The organism is Lottiidibacillus patelloidae (assembly GCF_002262935.1).
GTDB classification, from domain to species: Bacteria; Bacillota; Bacilli; order Bacillales; family SA5d-4; genus Lottiidibacillus; species Lottiidibacillus patelloidae.
The window spans coordinates 183,767-206,941 of the sequence record NZ_NPIA01000006.1; the positions used below are offsets into that span (position 1 = coordinate 183,767).

At 34.8% G+C, this 23,175-nt stretch carries 20 protein-coding genes; 16 read left to right on the forward strand and 4 right to left on the reverse strand.

Annotation, left to right across the window (positions count from 1 at the left end):
• Nucleotides 1–274 precede the first annotated feature (274 nt).
• The 3 genes from CIB95_RS12115 to CIB95_RS12125 all read left to right on the forward strand — a co-directional run bounded on the left by CIB95_RS12115 (nt 275) and on the right by CIB95_RS12125 (nt 5,622).
• The gene (locus CIB95_RS12115; protein WP_094925532.1) at nt 275–2,719 is read left to right on the forward strand and encodes a cell wall-binding repeat-containing protein; all 2,445 of its coding nucleotides are present in this window, start codon (nt 275–277) and stop codon (nt 2,717–2,719) included.
• 210 nt (nt 2,720–2,929) lie between these two features.
• The gene (locus tag CIB95_RS12120; protein WP_094925534.1) at nt 2,930–4,255 is read left to right on the forward strand and encodes a UDP-glucose dehydrogenase family protein; all 1,326 of its coding nucleotides are present in this window, start codon (nt 2,930–2,932) and stop codon (nt 4,253–4,255) included.
• A 290-nt stretch (nt 4,256–4,545) separates the two neighbouring features.
• On the forward strand, nt 4,546–5,622 hold the full coding sequence (locus CIB95_RS12125; RefSeq protein ID WP_094925536.1) for a glycosyltransferase family 4 protein: 1,077 nt from the start codon (nt 4,546–4,548) through the stop codon (nt 5,620–5,622).
• A gap of 90 nt (nt 5,623–5,712) precedes the next feature.
• On the opposite strand, the gene CIB95_RS12130 is transcribed toward CIB95_RS12125, so the two are convergent.
• Nucleotides 5,713–6,723, reverse strand: a complete 1,011-nt coding sequence (locus CIB95_RS12130) for an LCP family protein (RefSeq protein WP_233144129.1) — start codon at nt 6,721–6,723, stop codon at nt 5,713–5,715.
• Between the two features lie 120 nt (nt 6,724–6,843).
• Nucleotides 6,844–7,485: a YigZ family protein gene (locus CIB95_RS12135; RefSeq protein WP_094925540.1), complete on the reverse strand. Its 642-nt coding sequence runs from the start codon at nt 7,483–7,485 to the stop codon at nt 6,844–6,846.
• 126 nt (nt 7,486–7,611) lie between these two features.
• On the opposite strand from CIB95_RS12135, the gene CIB95_RS16530 reads away from it, so the two are divergent.
• The 4 genes from CIB95_RS16530 to CIB95_RS12155 all read left to right on the forward strand — a co-directional run bounded on the left by CIB95_RS16530 (nt 7,612) and on the right by CIB95_RS12155 (nt 11,562).
• Nucleotides 7,612–8,268, forward strand: a complete 657-nt coding sequence (locus tag CIB95_RS16530) for a response regulator transcription factor (RefSeq protein ID WP_269845009.1) — start codon at nt 7,612–7,614, stop codon at nt 8,266–8,268.
• Nucleotides 8,269–8,430: 162 nt separating this feature from the next.
• The gene (locus CIB95_RS12145; protein WP_094925542.1) at nt 8,431–9,270 is read left to right on the forward strand and encodes a DegV family protein; all 840 of its coding nucleotides are present in this window, start codon (nt 8,431–8,433) and stop codon (nt 9,268–9,270) included.
• 99 nt (nt 9,271–9,369) lie between these two features.
• Nucleotides 9,370–10,863 carry a DEAD/DEAH box helicase gene (locus CIB95_RS12150; RefSeq protein WP_094925544.1) on the forward strand — a complete coding sequence of 498 codons (1,494 nt, stop codon included), beginning with the start codon at nt 9,370–9,372 and terminating at the stop codon, nt 10,861–10,863.
• A 6-nt stretch (nt 10,864–10,869) separates the two neighbouring features.
• Nucleotides 10,870–11,562 (forward strand): ComF family protein, encoded by a 693-nt coding sequence (locus CIB95_RS12155; protein WP_094925546.1) that lies wholly within the window; start codon nt 10,870–10,872, stop codon nt 11,560–11,562.
• Between the two features lie 45 nt (nt 11,563–11,607).
• Here CIB95_RS12155 and CIB95_RS12160 read toward each other — a convergent pair whose 3' ends face one another.
• A complete protein-coding gene (locus CIB95_RS12160) occupies nt 11,608–13,230 on the reverse strand; it encodes a cell wall-binding repeat-containing protein (protein WP_094925547.1) in 1,623 nt (540 codons plus the stop codon).
• A 258-nt stretch (nt 13,231–13,488) separates the two neighbouring features.
• Here CIB95_RS12160 and CIB95_RS12165 point away from each other — a divergent pair, with 258 nt between their 5' ends.
• From CIB95_RS12165 to CIB95_RS12200, 8 genes are all read left to right on the forward strand, one after another.
• Nucleotides 13,489–13,686 carry a cold shock domain-containing protein gene (locus CIB95_RS12165; RefSeq protein WP_094925549.1) on the forward strand — a complete coding sequence of 66 codons (198 nt, stop codon included), beginning with the start codon at nt 13,489–13,491 and terminating at the stop codon, nt 13,684–13,686.
• Nucleotides 13,687–13,944: 258 nt separating this feature from the next.
• Nucleotides 13,945–14,463 carry a DoxX family protein gene (locus CIB95_RS12170; protein ID WP_094925551.1) on the forward strand — a complete coding sequence of 173 codons (519 nt, stop codon included), beginning with the start codon at nt 13,945–13,947 and terminating at the stop codon, nt 14,461–14,463.
• 191 nt (nt 14,464–14,654) lie between these two features.
• Nucleotides 14,655–15,188 (forward strand): ribosome hibernation-promoting factor, HPF/YfiA family, encoded by a 534-nt coding sequence (gene hpf, locus CIB95_RS12175; protein WP_094925553.1) that lies wholly within the window; start codon nt 14,655–14,657, stop codon nt 15,186–15,188.
• Nucleotides 15,189–15,338: 150 nt separating this feature from the next.
• Nucleotides 15,339–17,846, forward strand: coding sequence for a preprotein translocase subunit SecA (gene secA / locus CIB95_RS12180; protein WP_094925555.1), 2,508 nt, complete (start codon nt 15,339–15,341; stop codon nt 17,844–17,846).
• A 29-nt stretch (nt 17,847–17,875) separates the two neighbouring features.
• Nucleotides 17,876–18,980, forward strand: a protein-coding gene (gene prfB / locus CIB95_RS12185) for a peptide chain release factor 2 (RefSeq protein WP_142296509.1) whose coding sequence is annotated in 2 segments (ribosomal slippage) — nt 17,876–17,947 and nt 17,949–18,980 — 1,104 coding nt in all. Because the reading frame shifts where the segments join, the coding sequence is not laid out codon by codon here.
• A 114-nt stretch (nt 18,981–19,094) separates the two neighbouring features.
• Nucleotides 19,095–19,964: a YitT family protein gene (locus tag CIB95_RS12190; RefSeq protein WP_094925557.1), complete on the forward strand. Its 870-nt coding sequence runs from the start codon at nt 19,095–19,097 to the stop codon at nt 19,962–19,964.
• 68 nt (nt 19,965–20,032) lie between these two features.
• The gene (locus CIB95_RS12195; RefSeq protein ID WP_094925559.1) at nt 20,033–20,377 is read left to right on the forward strand and encodes a c-type cytochrome; all 345 of its coding nucleotides are present in this window, start codon (nt 20,033–20,035) and stop codon (nt 20,375–20,377) included.
• 60 nt (nt 20,378–20,437) lie between these two features.
• Nucleotides 20,438–20,689: a DUF3931 domain-containing protein gene (locus CIB95_RS12200; RefSeq protein WP_094925561.1), complete on the forward strand. Its 252-nt coding sequence runs from the start codon at nt 20,438–20,440 to the stop codon at nt 20,687–20,689.
• Nucleotides 20,690–20,859: 170 nt separating this feature from the next.
• On the opposite strand, the gene CIB95_RS12205 is transcribed toward CIB95_RS12200, so the two are convergent.
• The gene (locus tag CIB95_RS12205) at nt 20,860–21,399 is read right to left on the reverse strand and encodes a GNAT family N-acetyltransferase (protein ID WP_094925563.1); all 540 of its coding nucleotides are present in this window, start codon (nt 21,397–21,399) and stop codon (nt 20,860–20,862) included.
• A 239-nt stretch (nt 21,400–21,638) separates the two neighbouring features.
• Between CIB95_RS12205 and CIB95_RS12210 the strand changes: the two genes are divergently transcribed.
• A complete protein-coding gene (locus tag CIB95_RS12210; RefSeq protein WP_094925565.1) occupies nt 21,639–23,117 on the forward strand; it encodes a S41 family peptidase in 1,479 nt (492 codons plus the stop codon).
• Nucleotides 23,118–23,175 lie beyond the last annotated feature (58 nt).

Genomic DNA, 23,175 nt, shown 5'->3' on the forward strand with positions numbered 1-23,175 from the left:
ACGTTTAAAGTCCTATACAAGCTCTATCATCTATTAAATTTAATTTATTTCCTCTCTATCCACCTTTTTTTCTCCTATTAATCTTGGTATAATAGATACTAGTATATAATTTTTGTAATTTTTGATAAATATTTAGCGCTAAGTAGGGTAAATGATATCTGCACTGTGGAAAATTATATTAATAGATAGGTATTTAATCTCTATTTTTATAAACCATAGTGTGATATTTTTAGTTTAAGTAAAAAATTATTTATAACTTGAAAGGAGAGTCTCTATGCTTCGGATGTGGAACACCTTGTTAATTTGTGTCAGTATACTAGTTTATACTTTTTCAATCACCACCAGTGCTGCAGCAAATGAAACATATGTTAAGACTTTCTCCCTTAGCAGTTCTGGAGAAAATGAAGTTCTACTTGATAACGGTATGGTCATCTCTATTAATATGGTTGATGAAGTTGAAACGATAGTAGAGATTAGTAGAAACGAGAGCGAGTTATTTCACCAGAATTTAAGCTTTATTAGTTTAGAAAAGGTAACATACCTTTTACATGGCAATAATGAATATTTAATTCTTCCATATCGTTACGACGGAAGCGCTGGAACTACATACTTCTCAGTCTTAAAACTTCAAAGCGACGCTGTCGAACAAATCCATGTTTCTACTGTCTATGATCAAGGTATTGTAGAAGTAGATAAGAATCTAATAACTGTAACTGGGGCAATTTATGAAGAAAGTGATCCACGATCTACTCCTTCAAAGAAAATTGTGAAAACATATGAATTAAATAATGATTCAGTAGTAGAAACTAGTGAACAAATTACAGAAAATAAGCAACAATACATTCAACCTGAAAATAGGACTTCTAATTTTTATATTATGTCTCAAGGTAGTTACAATCCACCTGCAGATGAAATTAGTCGAATGTTGACCGAAAAAGCAATAGAATATAATATTCCTCCGGAACTAGTGAAAGCGATTGCTTGGTCTGAGACAAATTGGTTACAATTCCGTGAAACTGACGACCCTAATGGAAGATGGAAAGCTGGAGATCCTGTCATTAGTCATATTGATCGCAGAGGAATAGGTATTATGCAAGTCACGAAATATTCTGAATCAGAAGTAGCAAATAATGCAAATGAAGATATCGTAAGATTAAAGAATGATATCGAGTATAATATTGAGTCAGGTATAAAAATTTTAAAAGATAAATGGAATTACGGCGGAAAAATTACTCCCATTATTAACGATGGTGCTTGGGATGTTTTAGATCATTGGTATTTTGCTATCTTAGCTTATAATGGTATGTCGTATCAAAATGACCCAAATCACCCTAATAGAAAGAAAGAAGTTTATCAAGACCGAGTATATAAATTTTTAGCAAAGCATAGTGAAATAACATTAACACCATTCCCGATAGAAGAACTTGATTTTTATTACAAAGAAGATAGTCCTGTAATTCGTTTTAATAATAAAATGCATTATGACCTACCTTACTTAAATAGAAAAACACACCATGGCTATACATTGGAAAATTGGTTGCAACCAATAAGTCAAGTTAACTTACGTACTGAACCTTCAACTGTAAAAGCACAGGAATCAGTAATTAGACAGTTACCTGTAGGAGAAATTGTCGAAATTACTGGAGAAGTAATTTATGACACTAATAATACAAAGCATTACGTTTGGTACCCTGTTAAAACACAATCAGGAGAAAATGGGTTCGTTGCATCTAGCTATTTTGCTAATGTTGAAAAGAAAGTAGAAACTGTTGAGCTGGCTGGGAAGAGTCGTTACGATACAGCGATAAAAATTGCTAATGATGGTTGGCAGCAAGCAGACACAATCATCTTAGCAAATGGCTTTGCAACACCGGATGCCTTAACAGGTAGTGTTTTAGCAAAGAAATTCGATGCGCCACTGCTTTTAACGAAAAGTGATGCTTTATTACCAGAAGTTGCTTTAGAAATGGAAAGATTAAAGCCTAAAAAAATCTATATTTTAGGTAGTTATGGAGTAATATCAAAAGAGCTTGAAGATCAATTAGTTCTTGATGGGCAGGAAAAAGGATACACGGTTACTCGTATTGGTGGAGGTAACCGAATGGAGACGGCTGCATTAATTGCAAAAGAAATTTCTGCTACATCAAATGAAATTATCATTGCTGCAGCTAGAGATAAATATGGAAATGCGTCACCTGATGCATTAAGTGTTGCACCTTATGCAGGAAGTAATCAAATTCCAATTTTCTTAACAAATACAGACACATTATCCAATTATATTTCTGAATATATTAGTGGAAAAGACATTACAAAAGTAACGATAATTGGCGGTATAGGTGCTATTTCTGAAGAGGTAGAAGCCGAAATTAACAAACTAGTACCGAATGTAGTACGAATTGCTGGTTCAAGTCGCTATGAAACTAGCTTAGAGATTGCGAAAACACTTAAAATTAAGAGTGATAAAATATTTTTCGCAAGAGGCGACGTATTTGTAGATGCGTTATCGGCATCGCCATTAGCTGCTAGAGAAAATAAGCCAATTATATTAATAAAGCAAGATGGTTTACCAAATGAACTTAAGCAGTACTTGGATGAAGAATTAATTTATTTACCTAAAGTTTACTTTTTAGGTGGGCTTGGGGCTATAGGGGCTGAAACTCGTTCGTTAGTTCAAGAAACAATATTGAATAAGTTCCCTGTAATACAACAAGAAAAATAATACATTTTAGGACAATAGTGGTTTTCGCTATTTGTCCTTTTTTTATTTTTGTAAAAAGATGTTTTGTAAAAGCTTTTGAGAACATGTAATAATGGTCATTATGGAAGTAACTAGTTTTACTTACAGAATAAATGATATCTTTTTATAAATTAGCTAGAATTAACTAGTTAGATTAGTAAATGCATGCAAGCTAAAAGTGAGGTTTTAAAAATGAATATATGTATTATTGGGACAGGGTATGTTGGTCTAGTGTCCGGTGCTTGCTATAGTGATATAGGACACAATGTAACTTGTATAGATATAAATAAAGAAAAAATAGAAAGTTTAAATAAAGGTATAGTCCCTATTTTTGAGCCAGGTCTAGAAGAGCTTATAAAAAAAAATGTAAAGGCAGACCGACTCAAATTTTCAATTGAATTCGAACAAGGTATACAAGGGGCAAATATTGTCTACCTTATAGTTGGAACAGATCCACTTTCTAATGGGGAAACTGATTTAACATATTTAAAAGAAGCAGCTAAGTCTGTTGCTAAATATCTAACAGACTACAAATTAATAGCAATTAAAAGTACAGTTCCTGTAGGCACATGTAGAAAAATTAAAAAACTAATAACGAAAGAAGCAGGGCACTCAAATTTTGATATTGCCTCTAATCCTGAGTTTTTAAGGGAAGGTTCTGCTATCTCTGATACTTTTAATATGGAGAGGGCTGTATTTGGGGTTGAAACAGACCGTGCTGAGAAATTGTTGAGAAAATTACATGAAAAATTTAAAACAAAAGTAGTAGTTACAAACTTAGAATCTTCTGAGATGATAAAATATGCTGCCAATGCATTTTTGGCAACAAAGATTAGCTTCATTAATGAAATTGCAAATGTTTGTGAAAAGGTAGGAGCTGATGTGACGAAAGTCTCTGAAGGGATAGGTCTTGATCATCGAATTAGTCCATTCTTTTTAAATGCAGGAATTGGCTATGGCGGATCTTGTTTTCCTAAAGATACTAGTTCACTTGTGAAAATTGCTGAAGAGGTAGGGTATGATTTTAAAATTGTCAAAGATGTTGAAAGAGTGAATTATGAACAACGTTTTAAAGTCATTGAAAAATTAAAAGAAGCTATTGGTGGAAAACTTAAAGGTAAACGGATTGCCGTCTTAGGGTTAGCTTTTAAGCCTAATACGGATGATATGAGAGGTGCCCCCTCTATTGACATCATCTATAAATTACAACAATGTGAAGCCAATATCATCGCTTACGATCCCATTGCAAGCGAAAATGCCAAAAAGATTATTCCTAACTTAAAGACGACGAATAGTATTTTGGAAGCAGCGAATGGTGCACATGCTCTAATCATCTTAACTGAATGGCCAGAGTTCCAAGACATAGATTTGGAAGTATTAGAAAAAATAATGGACAATAACGTAATTATTGATGGAAGAAATGTCTTCTCCATTAGTATGATGAAAAGTCTTGATTTTTATTATGCTTCAATTGGAAGAGAAACAATATACCCAAAAGGTAAAAAAAGTTCACAATAAATAACAATTATGAATTTGACCCAAATACCAGACAATAAGATAAACGACAAAAACATAAGCTTGTCTAAATAAAGTAAAACCCTTTAAATAGACATTTATTAACAAATTAATTGACATATAGACGTTTACGTAGGAAAATGTTTATATTCCGGTTTTATTTGTAGTATTTATTTTAATTTTTAAAAGTTAGTAACTTTTTCACTAATTAAACGACCTACACATTATAAAGTTTATTCTATTTAGTAAAAAATCAAGTTCATTTCTAAAAATTAACGGTAGGTGTAAAATAGATGATTATTCTCTTTGTTGTTGCGTGCTTAGCAACATTTTTATTAACATATTTCAGCACACCTTTAGTAAAAAAATTCGCAATTAAAATTGGTGCAGTAGATAAGCCTAATGAACGTAAAGTACATGAAAAAATCATGCCTAGAATGGGCGGGGTAGCCATTTATTTATCGGTTAGTATTGTTTACCTACTTATGATTTATTTTACTGATTTAGCTGGGAGTAATTTAGGGTATGCAATTTTAATTGGTGGATTTATTATTGTATTAACGGGTGTATTAGATGACTTAATTGAACTTTCGCCTAATTATAAACTGCTTGGTCAATTGCTTGGGAGTGTAGTCGCTATATTCTTTGGACTGCAAATGGAGTTTATCACTAATCCATTTACAAGTGAGTCTATCTATATCGGATGGATTGGAATTCCTTTAACGATATTCTGGATATTAGCAATTACAAATGCAATGAACTTAATTGATGGTTTAGATGGATTAGCATCTGGAGTAGCTTGTATCGCTAGCTTTGCTTTGTTCTTGGTTTCATTATCACTTGGTAACATGATGGCTGCTTTAATTTTGCTAATGATTTGTGGAAGTTTAGTGGCATTTCTTTTCTATAATTTTTATCCAGCAAAGATATTCATGGGTGATTCTGGATCATTATTTTTAGGTTACTTATTAGCAATTGTTTCGCTATCTGAATTAAAGCAAGTAACTTTTGTTACAGTCATTGTTCCAATACTGATTTTAGGAGTACCAATTTCAGATACAATATATGCGATGATTAGAAGAAAACTTAATAACCAACCTATATCATGCCCAGATAAAAATCATTTACACCATAGATTGTTAAAATTAGGCCTATCACATAAACAAACAGTATTGACTATATATTTAATTAGTTTCATTTTTAGTTTATTGGCATTACTACTAGCAAAGGTTGCAGTATGGATTAGTTTTATTATCTTGCTATTTTATATTATTCTTATCCAAGTTTCCGCAGAAGTAATTGGAATGATGCAATCAAGACACAGACCGCTTATCACTATGTATAAGCGAATTAGAGCTATATTAAAATAGGTATATTATTATACTATGCATAAAAAGAATAATATGTAACAAAAAAACCTTAGTCATCTAATTGACTAAGGTTTTATTTTATTTATTCAATTAATTATTATCGGCAACGCTAGATGTTTCTTCTTCATCTAGTTCCAAGTGCAATCTTAATGCTTTGGATGCTTCTTCTAATGAAGAATCGTTGACCTGGAAGTAATACTTTCCACTTTCAGCTGTATTATACCAATCAGTACCAGTTAGCTTTATAGAATTCATACTCAATTTCGAACCTTTTGTAAAGTAGTCGTGTAATGAAACAACATCCTTAAAGCTTAAATTAGTAACCATGTTTTTACCGACAGCATCAATAATCGTGCTGTACTTAGTAATTGATTTTAAGGAAACGGTTTTATTAATAATTGCTTTTAGAACTTCTTGTTGTCTATCCCCACGTTTAAAGTCGTTATCATATTTGCGCATTCGCGCAAAAGCAAGGGCATGCTCACCATCTAATAGTTGATTTCCTTTTTCAAGTAAGATAGCACCTTTATTATCATTACTATCTTGTTCACGGAATGTAAACGGTACATATACTTCAACGCCACCTAATGCATCAACAATTTCAATAAAGCCATAAAAGTTTAAACGAACGAAATAATCGACAGGGACATTTAACATCTCTTCTACAGCTGCTACTGCTCCATCAACTCCATCGTAAGCGTGTGCATGACTAATTCGATCACTATATCCCATTGTCGGTAAATAAACGTAAGTATCACGTGGGATGCTTAACATTTGTATCGATTTGTCTTTTTCATTAAAAGTAGCAAGTAACATTGCATCCGTTCGAGCTTTTCCTCCTCGACCTTTTGCGTTACTTGTATCTATTCCGAGGAATAAAATAGAGATGTTATCTTTTGTAGGGTCGACAACGGAGTTAGGCTTCCGTTTGCTAGAAGTTTCTCCTCTGTTTAATTCGACTCTTGAATCTGAGCCCTCATCTAAGACATCAGCTACTTTTTGAGTTAAATATAATGCGTAAGAACTAGCGCTAATTACCACAACTGCAAGTGGTATAAGCGTCCATAGAAGTATCTTTTTAAGAATAATTTTATTAATCAAAATGGTTTCTCCTTTTATTTTACAGATCGAAATAGTTATCTAGTGGTGATATGGATCTTCGGCTACTTACATTTTTATTTTATCGTAAAAATGTTCTTAAGGAAATGACAGTTTGTGACATTAATCTTCAGCAGGTACTTCCAAATAAGTGACATTTCCCGGGGAATTTTGACATTGACCATTTGTCATTTCAATCATCCACGCTGAGAATACTTCTTCCTTCCCCTTCTCTATATATGTTTTGAAAATTACATCATCTGCATACTGAATTTCCTTCAGTAAATAATTATTCGTTGCTCGTAATTCATTTTCGACTTTTCCAAGCCAATGATAAGCAACTTTTGTTTCCATGACGGTCATTAACGCACGCTTAACTATTCCGGTCGTATTAATACCTTCTGAGGCACTCTTTCCATAAGCACGAATTAATCCACCCGCACCTAATTTAATCCCACCAAAATACCTAGTTATGACGATGACAGTGTCATTTAAGTTTCGTTTTTTTATCACTTCTAAAATTGGGATACCCGCAGTTCCGCTCGGCTCTCCATCGTCGTTCGCCTTTTGTATTTGATTATTTTCACCTATACAGTAGGCAGAACAATTATGATTAGCATCCCAATGCTTCTTTTTAATTTCTTGTATAAATTGTTGTGCTTCTTCTTCCGTTGTGGCACGATTTACGTAAGCAATAAATCGTGATTTTTGGATGTTTATTTCCTGTTGTCCCAACCCTTTTACTGTATAATAAGAGTTACGCATAATGTTAAACCTCCTATAAAGGGCCGATAATTTTTCTATCCCCATAAAATACTATATTCTTACGAATCATATCATAAAAGCAACAAACTTTGTTATACAATGCTTTTGTTTTAAGGAGGAAATACTTTGGATGATCATCAATACTTAACATATGGAATCTATACGAAACAATTAGAGCTTGAACATGATATTAAAAACGAATTGACGAATGGTTTTCAATGTTTAATCAATGAAACGTCATTAAATGATGTACTAAAAGCACTTGGCGATAATAAGGTGGATTTCATTTTAATTGGCAATAACGAAATGGTAATGCTTCCACTGCTTAAGAGAGACTTCCCGCATTTAAAGATTGTTGTAATAACTGAGGATATAGATGCTGATAAAGTGGGCTTTGCAATTGGAAATGGAGCGGCAAGTATTTTACCTTACCCTTTAACAACTTTGAAAGAACAACTTCAAAAAGTTATGGTTGAAGGGTACTATTTTCCGATTAATATAATGGAGAAGTTTATTACCTCTTATAAAAAAATAAACGATTCAAATACCGAAATGGAACAAAAAGAATATCGTAAGCCATTGCATTTACTGACTCGTCGTGAATGTGAAGTTTTACAGTTACTAGCAGAAGGTAAAAGTAATCGTGAGGTAGGTCAAATTTTATATATTAGTGAAAAAACAGTAAAGAATCATGTTAGTAATATCCTTATGAAACTTAAAGTTAAAGATCGTACGAAAGCTGTTTTATTGGCGATAAAAAAAAGTTGGGTATATGTTTCCTAAGTTGGAGATAATTTTCTAATGTTCCGTCTCTATAGAAAAGAGACGGTTTTTCTTTGTCTGAATTTGAAAGAGTGTTCTTTAACTTGGAAATTAATAATGAAATTGCTTTGTACTTCATGTACAATAAGAAGAAAATAAGCTGAATAAAGTGAGGAATAATTGATGACAATCGCTATTGTAACGGATAGTACTGCTTACTTACCAAAGGAAGTCCGTGAAGAACATAATATATATATGGTTCCACTAAACGTTATTTTTGGAAGCGAGTCCTACCAAGAAGAATTAGAACTTACAACAGACCAGTTTTATGAAGAAATAAAAAAACGTGACCAATTACCAAAAACGTCACAGCCAGCTATTGGCAACCTGTTAGAAATGTATGAAAAGTTAGCAGAAGATTATGATGAAGTAATTTCTATTCATTTATCAAGTGGTATAAGTGGTACTTTTCAGTCTGCCGTTTCAGCTGGAAACATGGTAGATGGAATAAAAGTGCATGCATTTGATACAGAAATAAGTGCTATGGCTCAAGGATTTTACGTTTTAGAAGCTGCGAAAATGGCTAAACAAGGTAAAACAGTAAGTGAGATAATAACTCGCCTTGAAGAAATAAAAGAAAGTATGAAAGTATACTTTATGGCAGATGATTTAAGCCATCTCCATCGTGGTGGCCGCCTAAATGCTGCGCAACTTTTAGTTGGTAGCATGTTGAAAATCAAACCACTATTGAGTTTTGTAGATAAAAAAATCGTTCCATTTGAAAAAATTCGTACACGAAAAAAAGCAATTAAAAGAATACTTGAACTTTTTGATGAAGATATAAATGGTTCTCAAGTTAAAGCTACGGTTATCCATTCACAACGTGAAGAAGAAGCTTGTGCATTGAAAGCTGAAATTGAAGCGAAATATCCGAATGCTGAAGTTGTTGTGAGTCATTTTGGACCAGTTATAGGTACACATTTAGGTGAAGGTTCAATTGGTATGGCTTGGTATAAAAAATAATAAACGATTATTGTTTAATTAATCTGTAAAAAGGGTAAATGACAAATAACTAACTTTTGGAGGTGAGTTATTCGTGGTTTACATCAGGGGCGAGCTTCCATGAAGTTTGCCTCTTTTTCTGTTAATGAAAAGATATTTATTCGACCTGTTTCTAATAATGAAACTAATGGTTTGCCAATAAGTTCTATAAAAGAATGGTCTACAAATCCTATTAATGTTAATTACCGTTTTAATGGAGAACTTCAAGGAAAGTTAGAAGGTAGAAGGTTATTATTAGAACAGTTAGATGTACCTTTAGAAGAAATTCATGAACACGTTGAGAACGGCTACATTAAATACCATAAAGGAATTACAGAAGATAATAACGCCCTGAAGTGTAATCGCTGTGGTAATAATGACGAAGCCTTTTTTGCTAGCTATCCTTGCGCTCGATGCTCTTTAAAGTGCAAGTATTGTCGTAAATGTATTTTAATGGGGCGAATAGCAATGTGTACTGCGCTCGTTTCTTGGTGTGGTCCTAAGTGTAAAGGTCCAGAAATAGGTAACATAGAAATGAATTGGACAGGAAAGTTATCCCTTGGGCAAGAGAGAGCATCAGAAAGAGTAGTAAACGCAATATTGAAACAAGAAGATCTTTTAGTATGGGCGGTTTGCGGTGCTGGAAAGACAGAAGTGTTGCTTAGTGGAATAAAACAGGCATTACAAATGAACATGAAAATTTGTGTAGCTAGTCCACGAGTCGATGTTATACACGAACTTACACCTCGATTTAAAAACGTCTTTCCAAATGTAGAGGTTATATCACTTTACGGGGGAAGTAACGATAGAGGAAAAATCTCAAATTTTGTACTTGCAACGACACATCAGTTAATTCATTACTATAAATACTTTGATGCCATTATTATTGATGAAGTAGACGCCTTTCCATACTCTTATGACGAAATGCTTACTGTTGCGGTTCAAAATGCTAAAAAAGAGGTTGCGTCTACCGTTCTTTTATCTGCTACACCAGGAAAAGCAATTAGAGTAAACACTCCGACAATAAAAATACCAGCTCGGTACCATAGATCCCCTTTACCAGTTCCATCTTTTTGTTGGATTGGAGACTGGAAAAAAAAGCTAGCTAAAAACAATATAACAAAAAAACTATATAACTGGCTTAAGAAAAGACTTGACGCAAGTAACCCAATTTTCGTATTCGTTCCTTCAGTAGAGGTCATGAAAAAGCTAGTAACAATATTAAAGAAACTAGATGGTCGCATTGAATCAGTTTATGCAGAAGACAAAAGCCGAAAAGAAAAAGTTCAGCAATTTCGCGAAGGAAAAATACCGTGTTTAGTTACAACGACAATATTAGAAAGAGGAGTCACGGTTCCTAATTTACACGTTGCAGTTTATGGTTCTGAGGAAAGTGTTTTTTCTCGAAGTGCATTAGTTCAAATAGCAGGGAGAGTTGGCAGGAGTCAAGATTACCCAATTGGAGATGTAGTATTTTTTCATTATGGTAAAAGTCGGGCAATGGTTGAGGCCAGAGCGGAAATACTCGCAATGAACAAGGAAGGAAAGGAACTAGGTCTTTTAAATGAGGGATAAGAGGAAATGTCAAACTGCAGATGGTGTGGTAATGCAATTGATGTTTTAGGTTGGGATATTTTACTATGTGAAGAAACGCGAACAATTTGCGCTTATTGTGAAAGTTTACTTGAGAAAACTAGTGAATTTTCCTGTGTTATTTGTCATAAAAGACTGCAGAGGAATATGCAAGTATGTGTTGATTGTAAAAGGTGGGAAAATAATAGTGATTGGCATGGAGTTCTGACCAAAAATCGATCGTTATATTATTACAATGAGTTTTTAAAAGATGTGATAGCAAAATATAAATATCGTGGTGATTATGAGCTTGTAAAGCTGTTCAAGTTGAGGCTTCAAAAAGTTTATAATGAAGATTTTAGTGGTTTACCAACGGTTCCAATACCGCTAAGTAAAAAGAGGCAATATGCAAGAGGCTTTAATCAAGCAGTGGGTATTGCAGAACAATTAAAAGTACCTATTCATAATGTACTTACAAGATTAGCTTCTGATAAAAAACAAAGTAAAAAAGATAAAAAGAAGAGATTTTCTTACAAAAAGCCGATGTTTGCATGTAAGGATCTGCCGCATAGTATTCTAAAGGGAGGAGAAGTATTAATTATCGATGACGTATATACAACTGGAGCGACAATAAGGCATGCTGCGAAGGCTTTAAAAGACAGAGGAGTTGCTCGTGTATTTTCGTTAACACTTGCTAGATAGGAAAAAGGTTTAGCCACTTGGTTAATAGCTAAACCTCTCAAAATATTATTGCAAGATATCTATTAATAAACTATCTTCTATTGCTGAACTACCACCGAAGAAAATATATTCTGTAATAATCTTCTGAGATAAGTAATTACTTACTTCTTCTGGGATACTTGAAGAAGAGACAAGGATAATCGGAGAGTCATGCTTAGCTGCCAAAACGGAGCCAGTCAAAGCATCAGCAAATCCAAATCCATTTGCAACATATGCTGTATGTTTTTCATAACCGAAGTGTTTTATTACTTCTATTGCAGTATCAAATCGATTTTTTCCATCAATTCTAGTTTTATTTGGTAGCTGTCCAAGCAACTCATCTGAAATAACATCAGTACCACCAACTGCTATAATGTTAGTTAGTCCATCAATGATATTGGACGTTTCAACAGGTAATATGTCCTTCTTTGTAAATAAGATTGGGTAACCTAGTTGTGCGGCAAAAGAAGCGACAGCAGTTCCGTCAGCAAAAGCTTCTCCATTTATTAAAATTGCCGAATCTGCATTTGAACCAATTTCAAGTGCAATATTAGCAGCTGTTTCATAGCGGTTTGCTCCAGCTATTCTTCTAACATTTAATTCTAGATCTTCTAATTGATTAAAAACATCATCTGAAACGGCAACATTTCCTCCCAAGATGATTGCGTTTGAAGCTCCTAATCTAATGATTTCGTTTTTGATTACAGTTGGTAATGTATGAGACTGAGTTAACAGTAAAGGGGCATCCAATTTATATGATAGTGGAGCACCACTTAAGCCATCTGCAAAATCTTCACCACTAGCAATGATTACTGTATCAGCAGTTGGCCATCCTGAAGATGATATAGCAGCTGAAGTTTCGTATCTATCGCTACCAAAAACTCTATTAGAAATTTTCTCTAAAGCAGGTAGGTTTGCCACCATTGCTTGAATAAATTCACCTGCAATTGCTTGGTATCCCGTTAAGCTAAGATGTACATCTTGTGGATTTGGTAAATATTCAAGAGTATTTTCAGCAATTACATCAAAAGTAGGAACAAAAGTAGATCCGCTTTGTAATGCAACAGCTTCTATAATACCATTTATTTGTTCGAGTATTGGTAAAAGCTGTTGTTGCTGTTCAACTGGTAAATAAGGCATAGCATTGAAGTAACCCATTAAATAAATTTGTGCATCTGGGTTTAATGTTTTAATAGAAGTTACAATTCCAGTTAAGTTAGTCGCAATATTATTAAGAATTGAAGGGACCTTAGTAGGGTCCAATGTTACTCCAGTTTGAGTAATTTCTAATTGACTTAGAAGGTCATTTCCTCCAGCACTAATAGTAATAATATCAGCTTGTGAGATTGCTGGTTGGACGTCAGGTACTTGCATATCAGCTAGAACATTTGCTGTCGTATACCCACCTACAGCGAAATCCTTGTTTAAGGTTACTTCATACCCGAGATTATAAAGAGCCTCTTTGACATAGTCTGGGTATCCCTTATCTATCGATTGATAAGGTGTATAGCCGGCAGCTAATGAATCTCCTAATGCAACATAACTTAATTGATTAACTTGTGGTGGATAGGCATAAGATGTAGTTGGTAGTAATAAAGTAACTACCAATAAAAAGCTAAAAATGAACTTAATAAATTTAGTATTTTTCATATTTTCCCCTCCTAAAGATTAGGTATTTGCTAAGAATTGTTAAAACCCTTTATTTTTTTAAAATATCAAAAATTAACTTTTTTGCACTGTATGATAAGAAATTTATTTGTTAGTTAGTAATAATAAAATGTTATAGGGCATACAGTAATATAACTATTTGATAAGAATTGACAATGGAATTTTCTTATTTTATAGTCAAAATATGGGTGTCTTACCCAGGAATATATCTTTACATGAAGAAGGGATTGTGAAAGTAGTATGCAAGGTAAAGTAAAATGGTTTAACAGTGAAAAAGGTTTTGGATTTATTGAACGTGAAGACGGAGAAGATGTATTCGTACACTTCTCAGCAATACAAATGGATGGCTATAAAGCATTAGAAGAAGGCCAAGATGTAGAATTTGATATTGTTGATGGCGATCGTGGACCACAAGCTGCTAACGTAACTAAGCTTTAATTAAATTTAATTAAAAATTATGAAAGAAAACTATTATATGCCCCTCTAATTAGGAGGGGCATTTTTTTGCGAAAAAAAGTTGAGATATTCTTAATATGCTAAAAAAAGTAGGGGCAAAAATGCATTTTTTCATCTAAAAAAACATTTTTTCAGGGGGATTTAATAGTCTGTGTGACATTGCTCACTTACCGAACAAGAAAGAAGTAATAGCATATAAGTAAGGAAAAAAACTTATATGATGGAAGAAGGGTGATTTTGATGTTTGTAACATTTTTAAGAAAAAATCGTTTTATGCCATTAATATTTTTAATTTTACGATTTTACCTCGGGTGGGCTTGGTTAACTGCTGGATGGGGGAAAGTAACTGGTGAATTTAATGCGGAAGGGTATTTAAAAGGAGCAGTGAAGAAAGCAAGTGGTGAACACCCATCTGTACAAGGATGGTGGGCTGACTTCTTATCGAGCTTCGCGATTCCAAATGTAGAGTTGTTTAACTTTTTAGTACCGTGGGGTGAACTACTAGTAGGAATTGCGTTACTATTAGGATCTTTCACAACCTTTGCAGCATTAATGGGAGCAGTAATGAACTTCGCTTTTCTGTTTTCTGGAACAATTAGCACAAACCCACAAATGGTATTAATCACAGTCTTTTTACTAGTAGCAGGGGCTAATGCTGGAAAGATTGGATTGGACCGCTGGTTGCTTCCACTGGTTGATAACACGTGGAATAGAATATTAAATAGAAAAGATAGAAGAAAATCCGACTTTCCAATGTGAAACTTCAAATAATGAAAAAGCTTCTTACCTTGGTTGATCGTAATCATATTATTTTGAGATAAACATAAGTTAGTTTAAATATCCATTTATCGCTAATTATCAGTATTTTTAAAAAATAAAACATGTTTAAGAAGGACTTTAAATGGATAATGTAGAATATGTTATTAAATACCGCAAAAGGAGGAGTTTAAATGATCTATAACATTCGTGGTGAAAACATAACCGTAACTCCAGCTCTTCATGAGTACGTGGAAAAAAAGGTAGGTAAGCTTGAAAAGTATTTTGATAGCCCTAACTCAGATGTCCATGTAAAACTAAAGGTTTATAATGATGAGCAGCAAATTGAAGTAACAATCCCGATGCCAAACTTATTGCTTCGTGCAGAAGAAACGCATGAGGATATGTACGCGGCTATCGATCTTGTCGTCAGTAAGCTTGAACGACAAATTCGCAAACATAAAACAAAGATTAACAGAAAATTTCGTCAGCCAACTGACACAAAATACTTATTTGCAACAGTAGGAAAAGACGAAAACATTGATGAAGATATCGAGGTTGTTCGTACAAAGCGTTTTAATCTAAAACCGATGGACTCAGAAGAGGCTATTTTACAAATGGATATGTTAGGCCACAGTTTCTTTGTTTATACGAATGCTGAAACTGGTAACACAAACGTTGTGTACCGTCGAAAAGACGGCAGATATGGATTAATTGAGCCGAACTAAACATACATGTGATGTGTCATAAAGACGTATAATAATTAAATGAAAAGACGTAGCACAGCTTACGAGCTGTGCTTTTTACTTTTCTTGTCACTATGCTAACAAACTGTTACTATAAACATAGATAAAAACGATTATTGAGGAGCGTTAGAGATGCTGGGATTACTAAAAAAATTCATGGATACGAATGAACGCGAAATAAAGAGATTGCAAAAGATAGTCGATAAAATTGAGGCATTAGAAACGGATATTTCAAAGTTATCTGATGATGGAATTAAACAAAAAACAGAAGAGTTCAAAAAACGCATTGCAGATGGTGAAGAACTTGATGCAATCTTACCTGAAGCTTTTGCTGTTGTAAGAGAGGCATCGAAGCGTGTCCTTAAAATGCGCCCGTATCCAGTGCAATTAGTTGGAGCTATTTCATTACATGAAGGTAATATTTCAGAGATGAAAACAGGGGAAGGTAAAACGTTAACTGCAACAATGCCTGTTTATTTAAACGCATTAACGGGTAAAGGTGTTCATGTTATTACCGTAAACGAATACTTAGCTAGTCGTGATGCAGAGGAAATGGGTGAACTCTACAATTTCCTTGGCTTAACTGTAGGCTTAAACTTAAACTCTATGTCCCGTCAAGAAAAGAAAGAAGCGTATGCAGCAGATATTACATACGGTACAAATAATGAATTTGGCTTTGACTACTTACGAGACAATATGGTCCTATACAAAGAACAAATGGTACAACGTGAATTGCATTATGCGATTGTCGATGAGGTAGACTCTATCTTAATAGATGAAGCTCGTACACCATTAATCATTTCAGGTACTGCTGAAAAATCTGCACAACTTTACCACGATGCAGATCGCTTCGTTCGTACATTAACACGTGACACTCATTTTACTTACGATGAAAAAACGAAGAGTGTTCTATTAACAGAAGAAGGTATTTCAAAAGCAGAGCAATCGTTTAAAATTGAAAACTTGTTTGATGTAAACAATGTAACAATTAACCATCATATTAACCAAGCGTTACGCGCGCACCACACAATGCAACGTGATGTAGATTACGTTGTGCAAGAAGATGAAGGTGTAGTAATTGTCGACTCCTTTACGGGCCGATTAATGAAAGGTCGAAAATATAGCGATGGGCTTCATCAAGCGATTGAAGCAAAAGAAGGTCTCGCAATACAAAATGAAAGTAAAACTTTAGCAACAATAACGTTCCAAAACTACTTCCGTATGTATGATAAATTATCTGGTATGACTGGTACTGCAAAAACGGAAGAAGAAGAATTCCAAAACATATATAATATGAATGTTTTAGTTATTCCAACGAATTTACCAATTGCTCGTGAAGACAAGCCAGACTTAATATACAAAACGATGGAAGGTAAGTTTAAAGCACTAATTAAGCAAATAAATGAACGTCATAAAAAAGGCCAACCAATTCTTGTAGGTACGGTTGATATTGAAACATCCGAATACTTATCTAGTTTACTAAAAAAGAGTGGCATTAAACATAATGTCTTAAACGCAAAACAGCACGAAAAAGAAGCTGATATTATTGCTAATGCTGGTCAAAAAGGTGCAGTTACTATTGCGACAAACATGGCTGGTCGTGGTACAGATATTAAACTAGGCGATGGCGTTAAAGACCTTGGTGGACTTTGTGTATTTGCGACAGAGCGTCATGAATCACGTCGTATTGATAATCAGCTTCGTGGTCGTTCTGGTCGTCAAGGTGACCCAGGATTTTCTCAATTCTACATTTCGATGGAAGATGAATTAATGCGTCGTTTTGGTTCTGAGAATATGCGCAGTTTAATGGATCGCTTAGGAATGGATGACGAGCAACCAATTGAAAGTAAGTTAGTTACTCGTGCTGTTGAATCAGCGCAAAAACGAGTAGAAGGTAATAACTTTGATGCTCGTAAACAATTACTTCAATATGATGACGTTCTTCGTCAACAACGTGAAGTTATCTATAATCAACGTAAAGTTATTCTAGAAGCGGAAAACTTACGTAGCCACATCGAAGGAATGATTCAAGGTACAGTTGAACGAAGTGTAACAGCACATACACCACCAAATTCAGTTCCAGAAGAATGGGATATTAAAGCTATTGCAGAATATGCAACGGCAACTTACCTCGATGAAGGTGATGTAACAGAGCAAGACTTACGTGGTAAAGAACCGGAAGAAATGATTGAATTATTATATAAGAAAGCAATTGCGAACTACGATGAGCGAGAAGAAATGTTTGAGACAGACCGTTTACGAGAGTTTGAAAAAGTAATCGTACTCCGTGCGGTTGACCGCAAATGGATGGATCATATTGATTCAATGGATCAATTACGCCAAGGAATTCACCTTCGTGCGTATGGACAAATTAATCCACTACGCGAATATCAAATGGAAGGTTTCGCAATGTTTGAAGAAATGATTGCTTCAATTGAAGAAGAAGCGGCAATTTACATCAATAAGGCGAAAATGGCCGGTAATATTGAACGTGAACAAGTAGCACAAGGAAGAGCTGTACGTCCTGTAAGTGGAAAAGAAGAAAAGCGGAAGCCGTTTGTTAAAAAGATAACAGTAGGTCGTAATGATCCTTGCCCATGTGGAAGTGGGAAAAAATATAAAAACTGCTGTGCAAAATAAGAAACACATACTATAGAGGTGGCTACAACGTGGAACTTGTGGAAATTAAGCAAGAGTTAACGAAATTAGAAAAACGAATAAATGAATTTAGGGGGTCTCTTTGACCTCGATGCAAAAAAAACTCGAATTGAAGAATTAGAAGAAAAAATGTCGGCAGCAAACTTCTGGGATGACCAGCAAGCTGCGCAGACAGTTATTAATGAAGCGAATGACTTGAAAGATAAAGTCGGGCAATTTTCTGACTTAGCTGATGCATACGAAAATTTAGAAGTTTCTTATGAACTAGTTAAAGAAGAAGCGGATGAAGATCTTGAGAAGGAATTAGTAAAAGAATTATTAGTGCTAACGAAAGAAATGAATGAGTTTGAACTAGCTCTTCTATTAAGTGAGCCATATGATAAAAATAATGCAATTCTCGAACTTCACCCTGGTGCAGGTGGTACTGAGTCACAAGACTGGGCATCGATGTTATTACGTATGTACACTCGTTGGGCTGAACGAAAAGGCTATAAAGTGGAAACAATTGATTATTTGCCAGGTGATGAAGCTGGAGTAAAGAGTGTGACATTATTAATAAAAGGACATAATGCATACGGATACTTAAAAGCAGAGAAAGGCGTTCATCGTTTAGTCCGAATCTCACCTTTCGACTCTTCAGGTAGACGTCATACGTCATTTGTATCATGTGAAGTTGTCCCAGAGTTCAATGATGAAGTGGAAATTGAAGTACGTACAGAAGATATTAAAGTAGATACGTATCGTGCGAGTGGTGCTGGTGGTCAGCACATTAACACGACGGATTCAGCTGTCCGTATTACACATCTACCAACAAATACAGTAGTGCAATGTCAAACACAGCGCTCGCAAATTAAAAATCGTGAACAAGCGATGAAAATGCTTAAAGCTAAGCTTTATCAGAAGAAGATTGAAGAACAACAAGCAGAACTAAATGAAATTCGTGGTGAGCAGAAGGAAATTGGCTGGGGAAGTCAAATCCGCTCTTATGTTTTCCACCCTTACTCAATGGTAAAAGACCATCGCACAAGCGTTGAAGTTGGTAATGTCAATAGTGTTATGGATGGAGAATTAGACCCGTTTATAGATGGTTATTTACGTTCTAAAATTAATAGATAAATGAAATAACCCTTGTGAAAGGGTTATTTTTTTTACCTTCACAAATAATAAGTTAAGATGTATACTCGTTAAGGTTATACTTTTGAAATATTATGAAAAGTGAGTGTTGACATTATGACTCGAGACAGAAGAAAGACATATGTGATGAATCCAAAACTAGAAAAAGTATTGGAATACTTTTATGTATTATTAGGTTCAGCATTCGTCGCTGTAGCGTTTAACATTTTTTTATTACCTAATAAAGTAGCTTCCGGTGGAGTTAGTGGAATTAGTACAATTTTGGACTGGACAGTTGGTTGGGACCCTGCATTAGTTCAGGCAACATTAAACATCCCGCTATTTTTTGCAGGTGTTTTCTTTTTAGGAAGAGCATTCGGCTTAAAATCATTAGTTGGAACATTATTTTTACCTTTAGTCGTTAAGTTGACGGAAAATATTGAACCAGCAACTACTGATCCGTTATTAGGAGCTCTGTTTGGTGGTATTGGAGTTGGACTTGGACTTGGAATCGTTTTTAGAGGAAAAGCTTCGACAGGTGGCGTTGATTTAGCTGCTCAAATTTTGCATAAATTTACTGGTATATCACTCGGTTTGAGTGTCGCATTAATTGATGGTTTAATCGTAATTTCGTCAGGTTTTGCATTTGGTATTGAACAAGCGCTATATGCGTTAATTGGACTATATGTTACAGGAAAAACGATAGACTTAGTGCAAATGGGCTTAGGCTATGCAAAAACGGCGATGATTATTACGGATAAAGAGGATGAAGTACGAAAAGGTATCTTTAAAGAAGTAAATCGTGGGGTTACTTCTGTATCTGGTACAGGTGGATATACTGAAGACAAACGACCTATTCTATTATGTGTAGTAGACCAGAAGGAAGTTACAAAGTTGAAGCAAACCGTAAAGAAAATCGATCCTTCCGCTTTTGTCATTGTGATGAATGCTTCGGAAGTACTTGGAGAAGGATTTAAACGTGCATAAAAATTCGTTGAATAATATTTTCCAATAACGGTAAAATAACCTTATCTTTGGAAAAGGTAGGCGAGCATATGAAAAAATGGTACATTCTGTTGTTTAGTTTTGCCCTTATTCTGTCAGGTTGTGGTGGAAAAGAGGAAGTAATCGACGAAGCACCAGCTGATGGACAAGATGGAACGGCTGGAACGGTAGATATAGCTAGTGCGGAAGAAATTTATCAAAATTCCGCATGTATTGGCTGTCATGGTGCAAACCTTGGTGGCGGCGCTGGTCCTTCTTTAAAAGAAATAGGAAGCCGCAAAACGAAAGCTGAAATTTTATCAATAATTCATAACGGACAAGGGTCAATGGCCGGTGGGTTGTTACAAGGGGAAGATGCGGAAATTGTTGCAGCATGGCTTGCTACAATGAAGTAATATCTCTCGTTTGACATAAAACTCTCTCAATAAGATATACATGTAACAGGGGGTGCCTTCATGTCAAATGATAAAAAGAAACCTACCGTCATTTCTTTTGATGGAAAGAAAAAGCAAAAGAAAACAGGTGCTACAATTGAGGTGGACGGTGAAAAAGTAGACTTAGGTTCGTTTGTTTTATCTGGGGAAGATACAGATGGGAAACGAGTAGTTTATACGTGGAATTGTTCTCCAGATGAAATGTGTGCGTTTACTAAGACGATGGAAGTCTTAGTGACAAATCGATTAAGTGAACTGATGGACTTAAAATAAAGGTAAAGACTAAGATCTGGTACAAAAAGAATGAAGAATAAAAATAACCGAGCGCATTCAGATTTACGATACGATCTGGATGGTTCGGTTGTTCTTATATTATAAAATATTAATATACATCATTAAATTCTTCACTTTTCAAGGGGCAAGTCCCTTCTATAACAGGGATACTAAATCACCCATTCCTCTTTTAATATTGAGTACATATATCCATTCCGTGCGACACCATCTTGTATGATGTAATTTCTTAATAGACCTTCTCTCATAAAGCCGTTTTTCTCAAGTAACAAGGAAGATGCATTGTTCTCAGGTAAGACAATTGCCCCAATACGATTATAAGTCATAAATCCATACGATAGCATTGCGTGTAATGCTTCTGTCGCAAAGCCTTGTCGCCAATGTTTTTTTGCAATTTCATAGCCTATCTCACATCGTTTATAAGGACCGGATACATTGTGGAAACCACCTGATCCAATTAATTCATTTGTATCTTTACGAACGATTCCCCAGCGAATCCCTTTGTTTTCTAAAGTCATCATATCAAAAGCTAAAATTAGTTTTTCAGCTTGTTCGATAGTTGTAAATGTACTCATTCCGTAATTTCTTGTGACATCATCATCAGAAAAATAAGAATAAATAGCATGTGCATCATGTTGTTCAATTTTTCTGAGAAGTAATCGCTCCGTTTCGATGATAGGAAACTCTTTCAAAATTATCCCTCTTTCTAACTCTAACTCTATTTCTAGTATTGTATATTATAGCATTCTATTTCTATTTATTACCTATAAAAACATAAGTTTCTAAATGACGTTAATGTGAAAGAGTAAATAAATAGTTCATAAAACGTACGAGCTGCACATATGAGTAGTGTATATAAGATGAAATTGGTATAATAAGGACAATTGCATAATTAGGAAAAGAAACTTCCTGCAGAAATCGAGGTGTGCGTATGAATGTTAAAGCTAAAATTATTGCGTTAGTTATAGCTGTATCGTTAGTAACTGGTACTGCCGGATTAGCATTAGGGTTAATGATATCAGGTGACAATCAGCCTAACATTCCATTTACTGATGGGACAGGTAAAACGAACGACGATGAACAAGACGGAAATGGCAAGATAACAGAGGAGCAAATTTCAGAGGTTGAAAAAATTGCCCGAGTTTTTCAAATGATTTCAGACAGATATGTCCTGGAAGTTTCTAAGGATGACCTCATTGAAGGGGCAATTCAAGGAATGGTCGATAAGTTAGATGATCCATATACTTCCTATATGGACGAAGATGAAGCGGCACAATTTGTAGAATCACTTAGCTCTTCATTTGAAGGTATCGGTGCAGAAGTAAGTATGGTCAACGGTAAGATAAAAATTGTCCTGCCATTTAAAGGTTCACCTGCTGAAAAGGCTGGATTAAAACCTGGTGACCAAATTGTCTCAATAGACGGTGAAAGTGTTGAAGGCTTAAGTTTAACGGAAGCTGTCTTAAAGATTCGTGGAAAAAAAGGAACAGATGTCAAATTAGGGATTGTTCGCCAAGGTGTGAAAGATCCAATTTCTATCGTTGTAACACGTGATACGATTCCGCTTATCACTGTAAACGCAAGTTCGGTGGAAAAAAACGGAAAAAAAGTCGGTATTCTAGAAATTACTTCATTTTCAGCAAATACAGCAGCGGAGTTTAAGAAAGAACTGAAAAAACTGGAGGATGAAGGAATAACGGGGTTAATTATTGATGTTCGTGGAAATCCTGGTGGCTATTTAAATGCGGTAAAAGAGATGCTTTATGAACTTATTCCTAGCGATAAACCAATCTTCCAAATTGAAACGCGTGATGGTGAACGAGATCAAGCCTTCACAACATTAAAAGACAAAAAGCCATATCCTATCATTGGATTAATCGATGGACGTAGTGCATCCGCATCAGAGATTTTGGCAGGTGCTTTAAAAGAAGCTGGAGGATATGAAATAATCGGTCAAAACTCTTTCGGTAAAGGTACCGTTCAACAAGCATTAGAAGTCGGTGACGGCAGTCAATTAAAGATGACATTATATAAATGGCTAACACCTGATGGAAATTGGATTCATAAGACTGGTATTGAGCCAACGATAGAAGTAAAGCAACCTGAATTCTTCCAAACAAGTCGTATTTTTATTGAAGAGAAGTTAACGTACGATATGTATAATGACCAAGTAAAAAGCGCACAAGAAATGCTAAAAGGATTAGGATTTGATCCAGGTAGAACAGATGGCTATTTCAGTGAAAAAACAGTTTTAGCTGTAAAAGCATTCCAAGAAATGAATAACCTTGAACCAACTGGTGATATTACAGTGGCAACAGCAGGAGTTCTTGAAGAAGAGATCATTGAACGCATTCGTAATCCGCAATACGATTATCAATTACAAGCAGCAATTCAACTTATTACAAAATAGAGGAAAAAAGCTAGTTATGTCGAAAACATCCATTGGGAGATCAATGGATGTTTTTTTC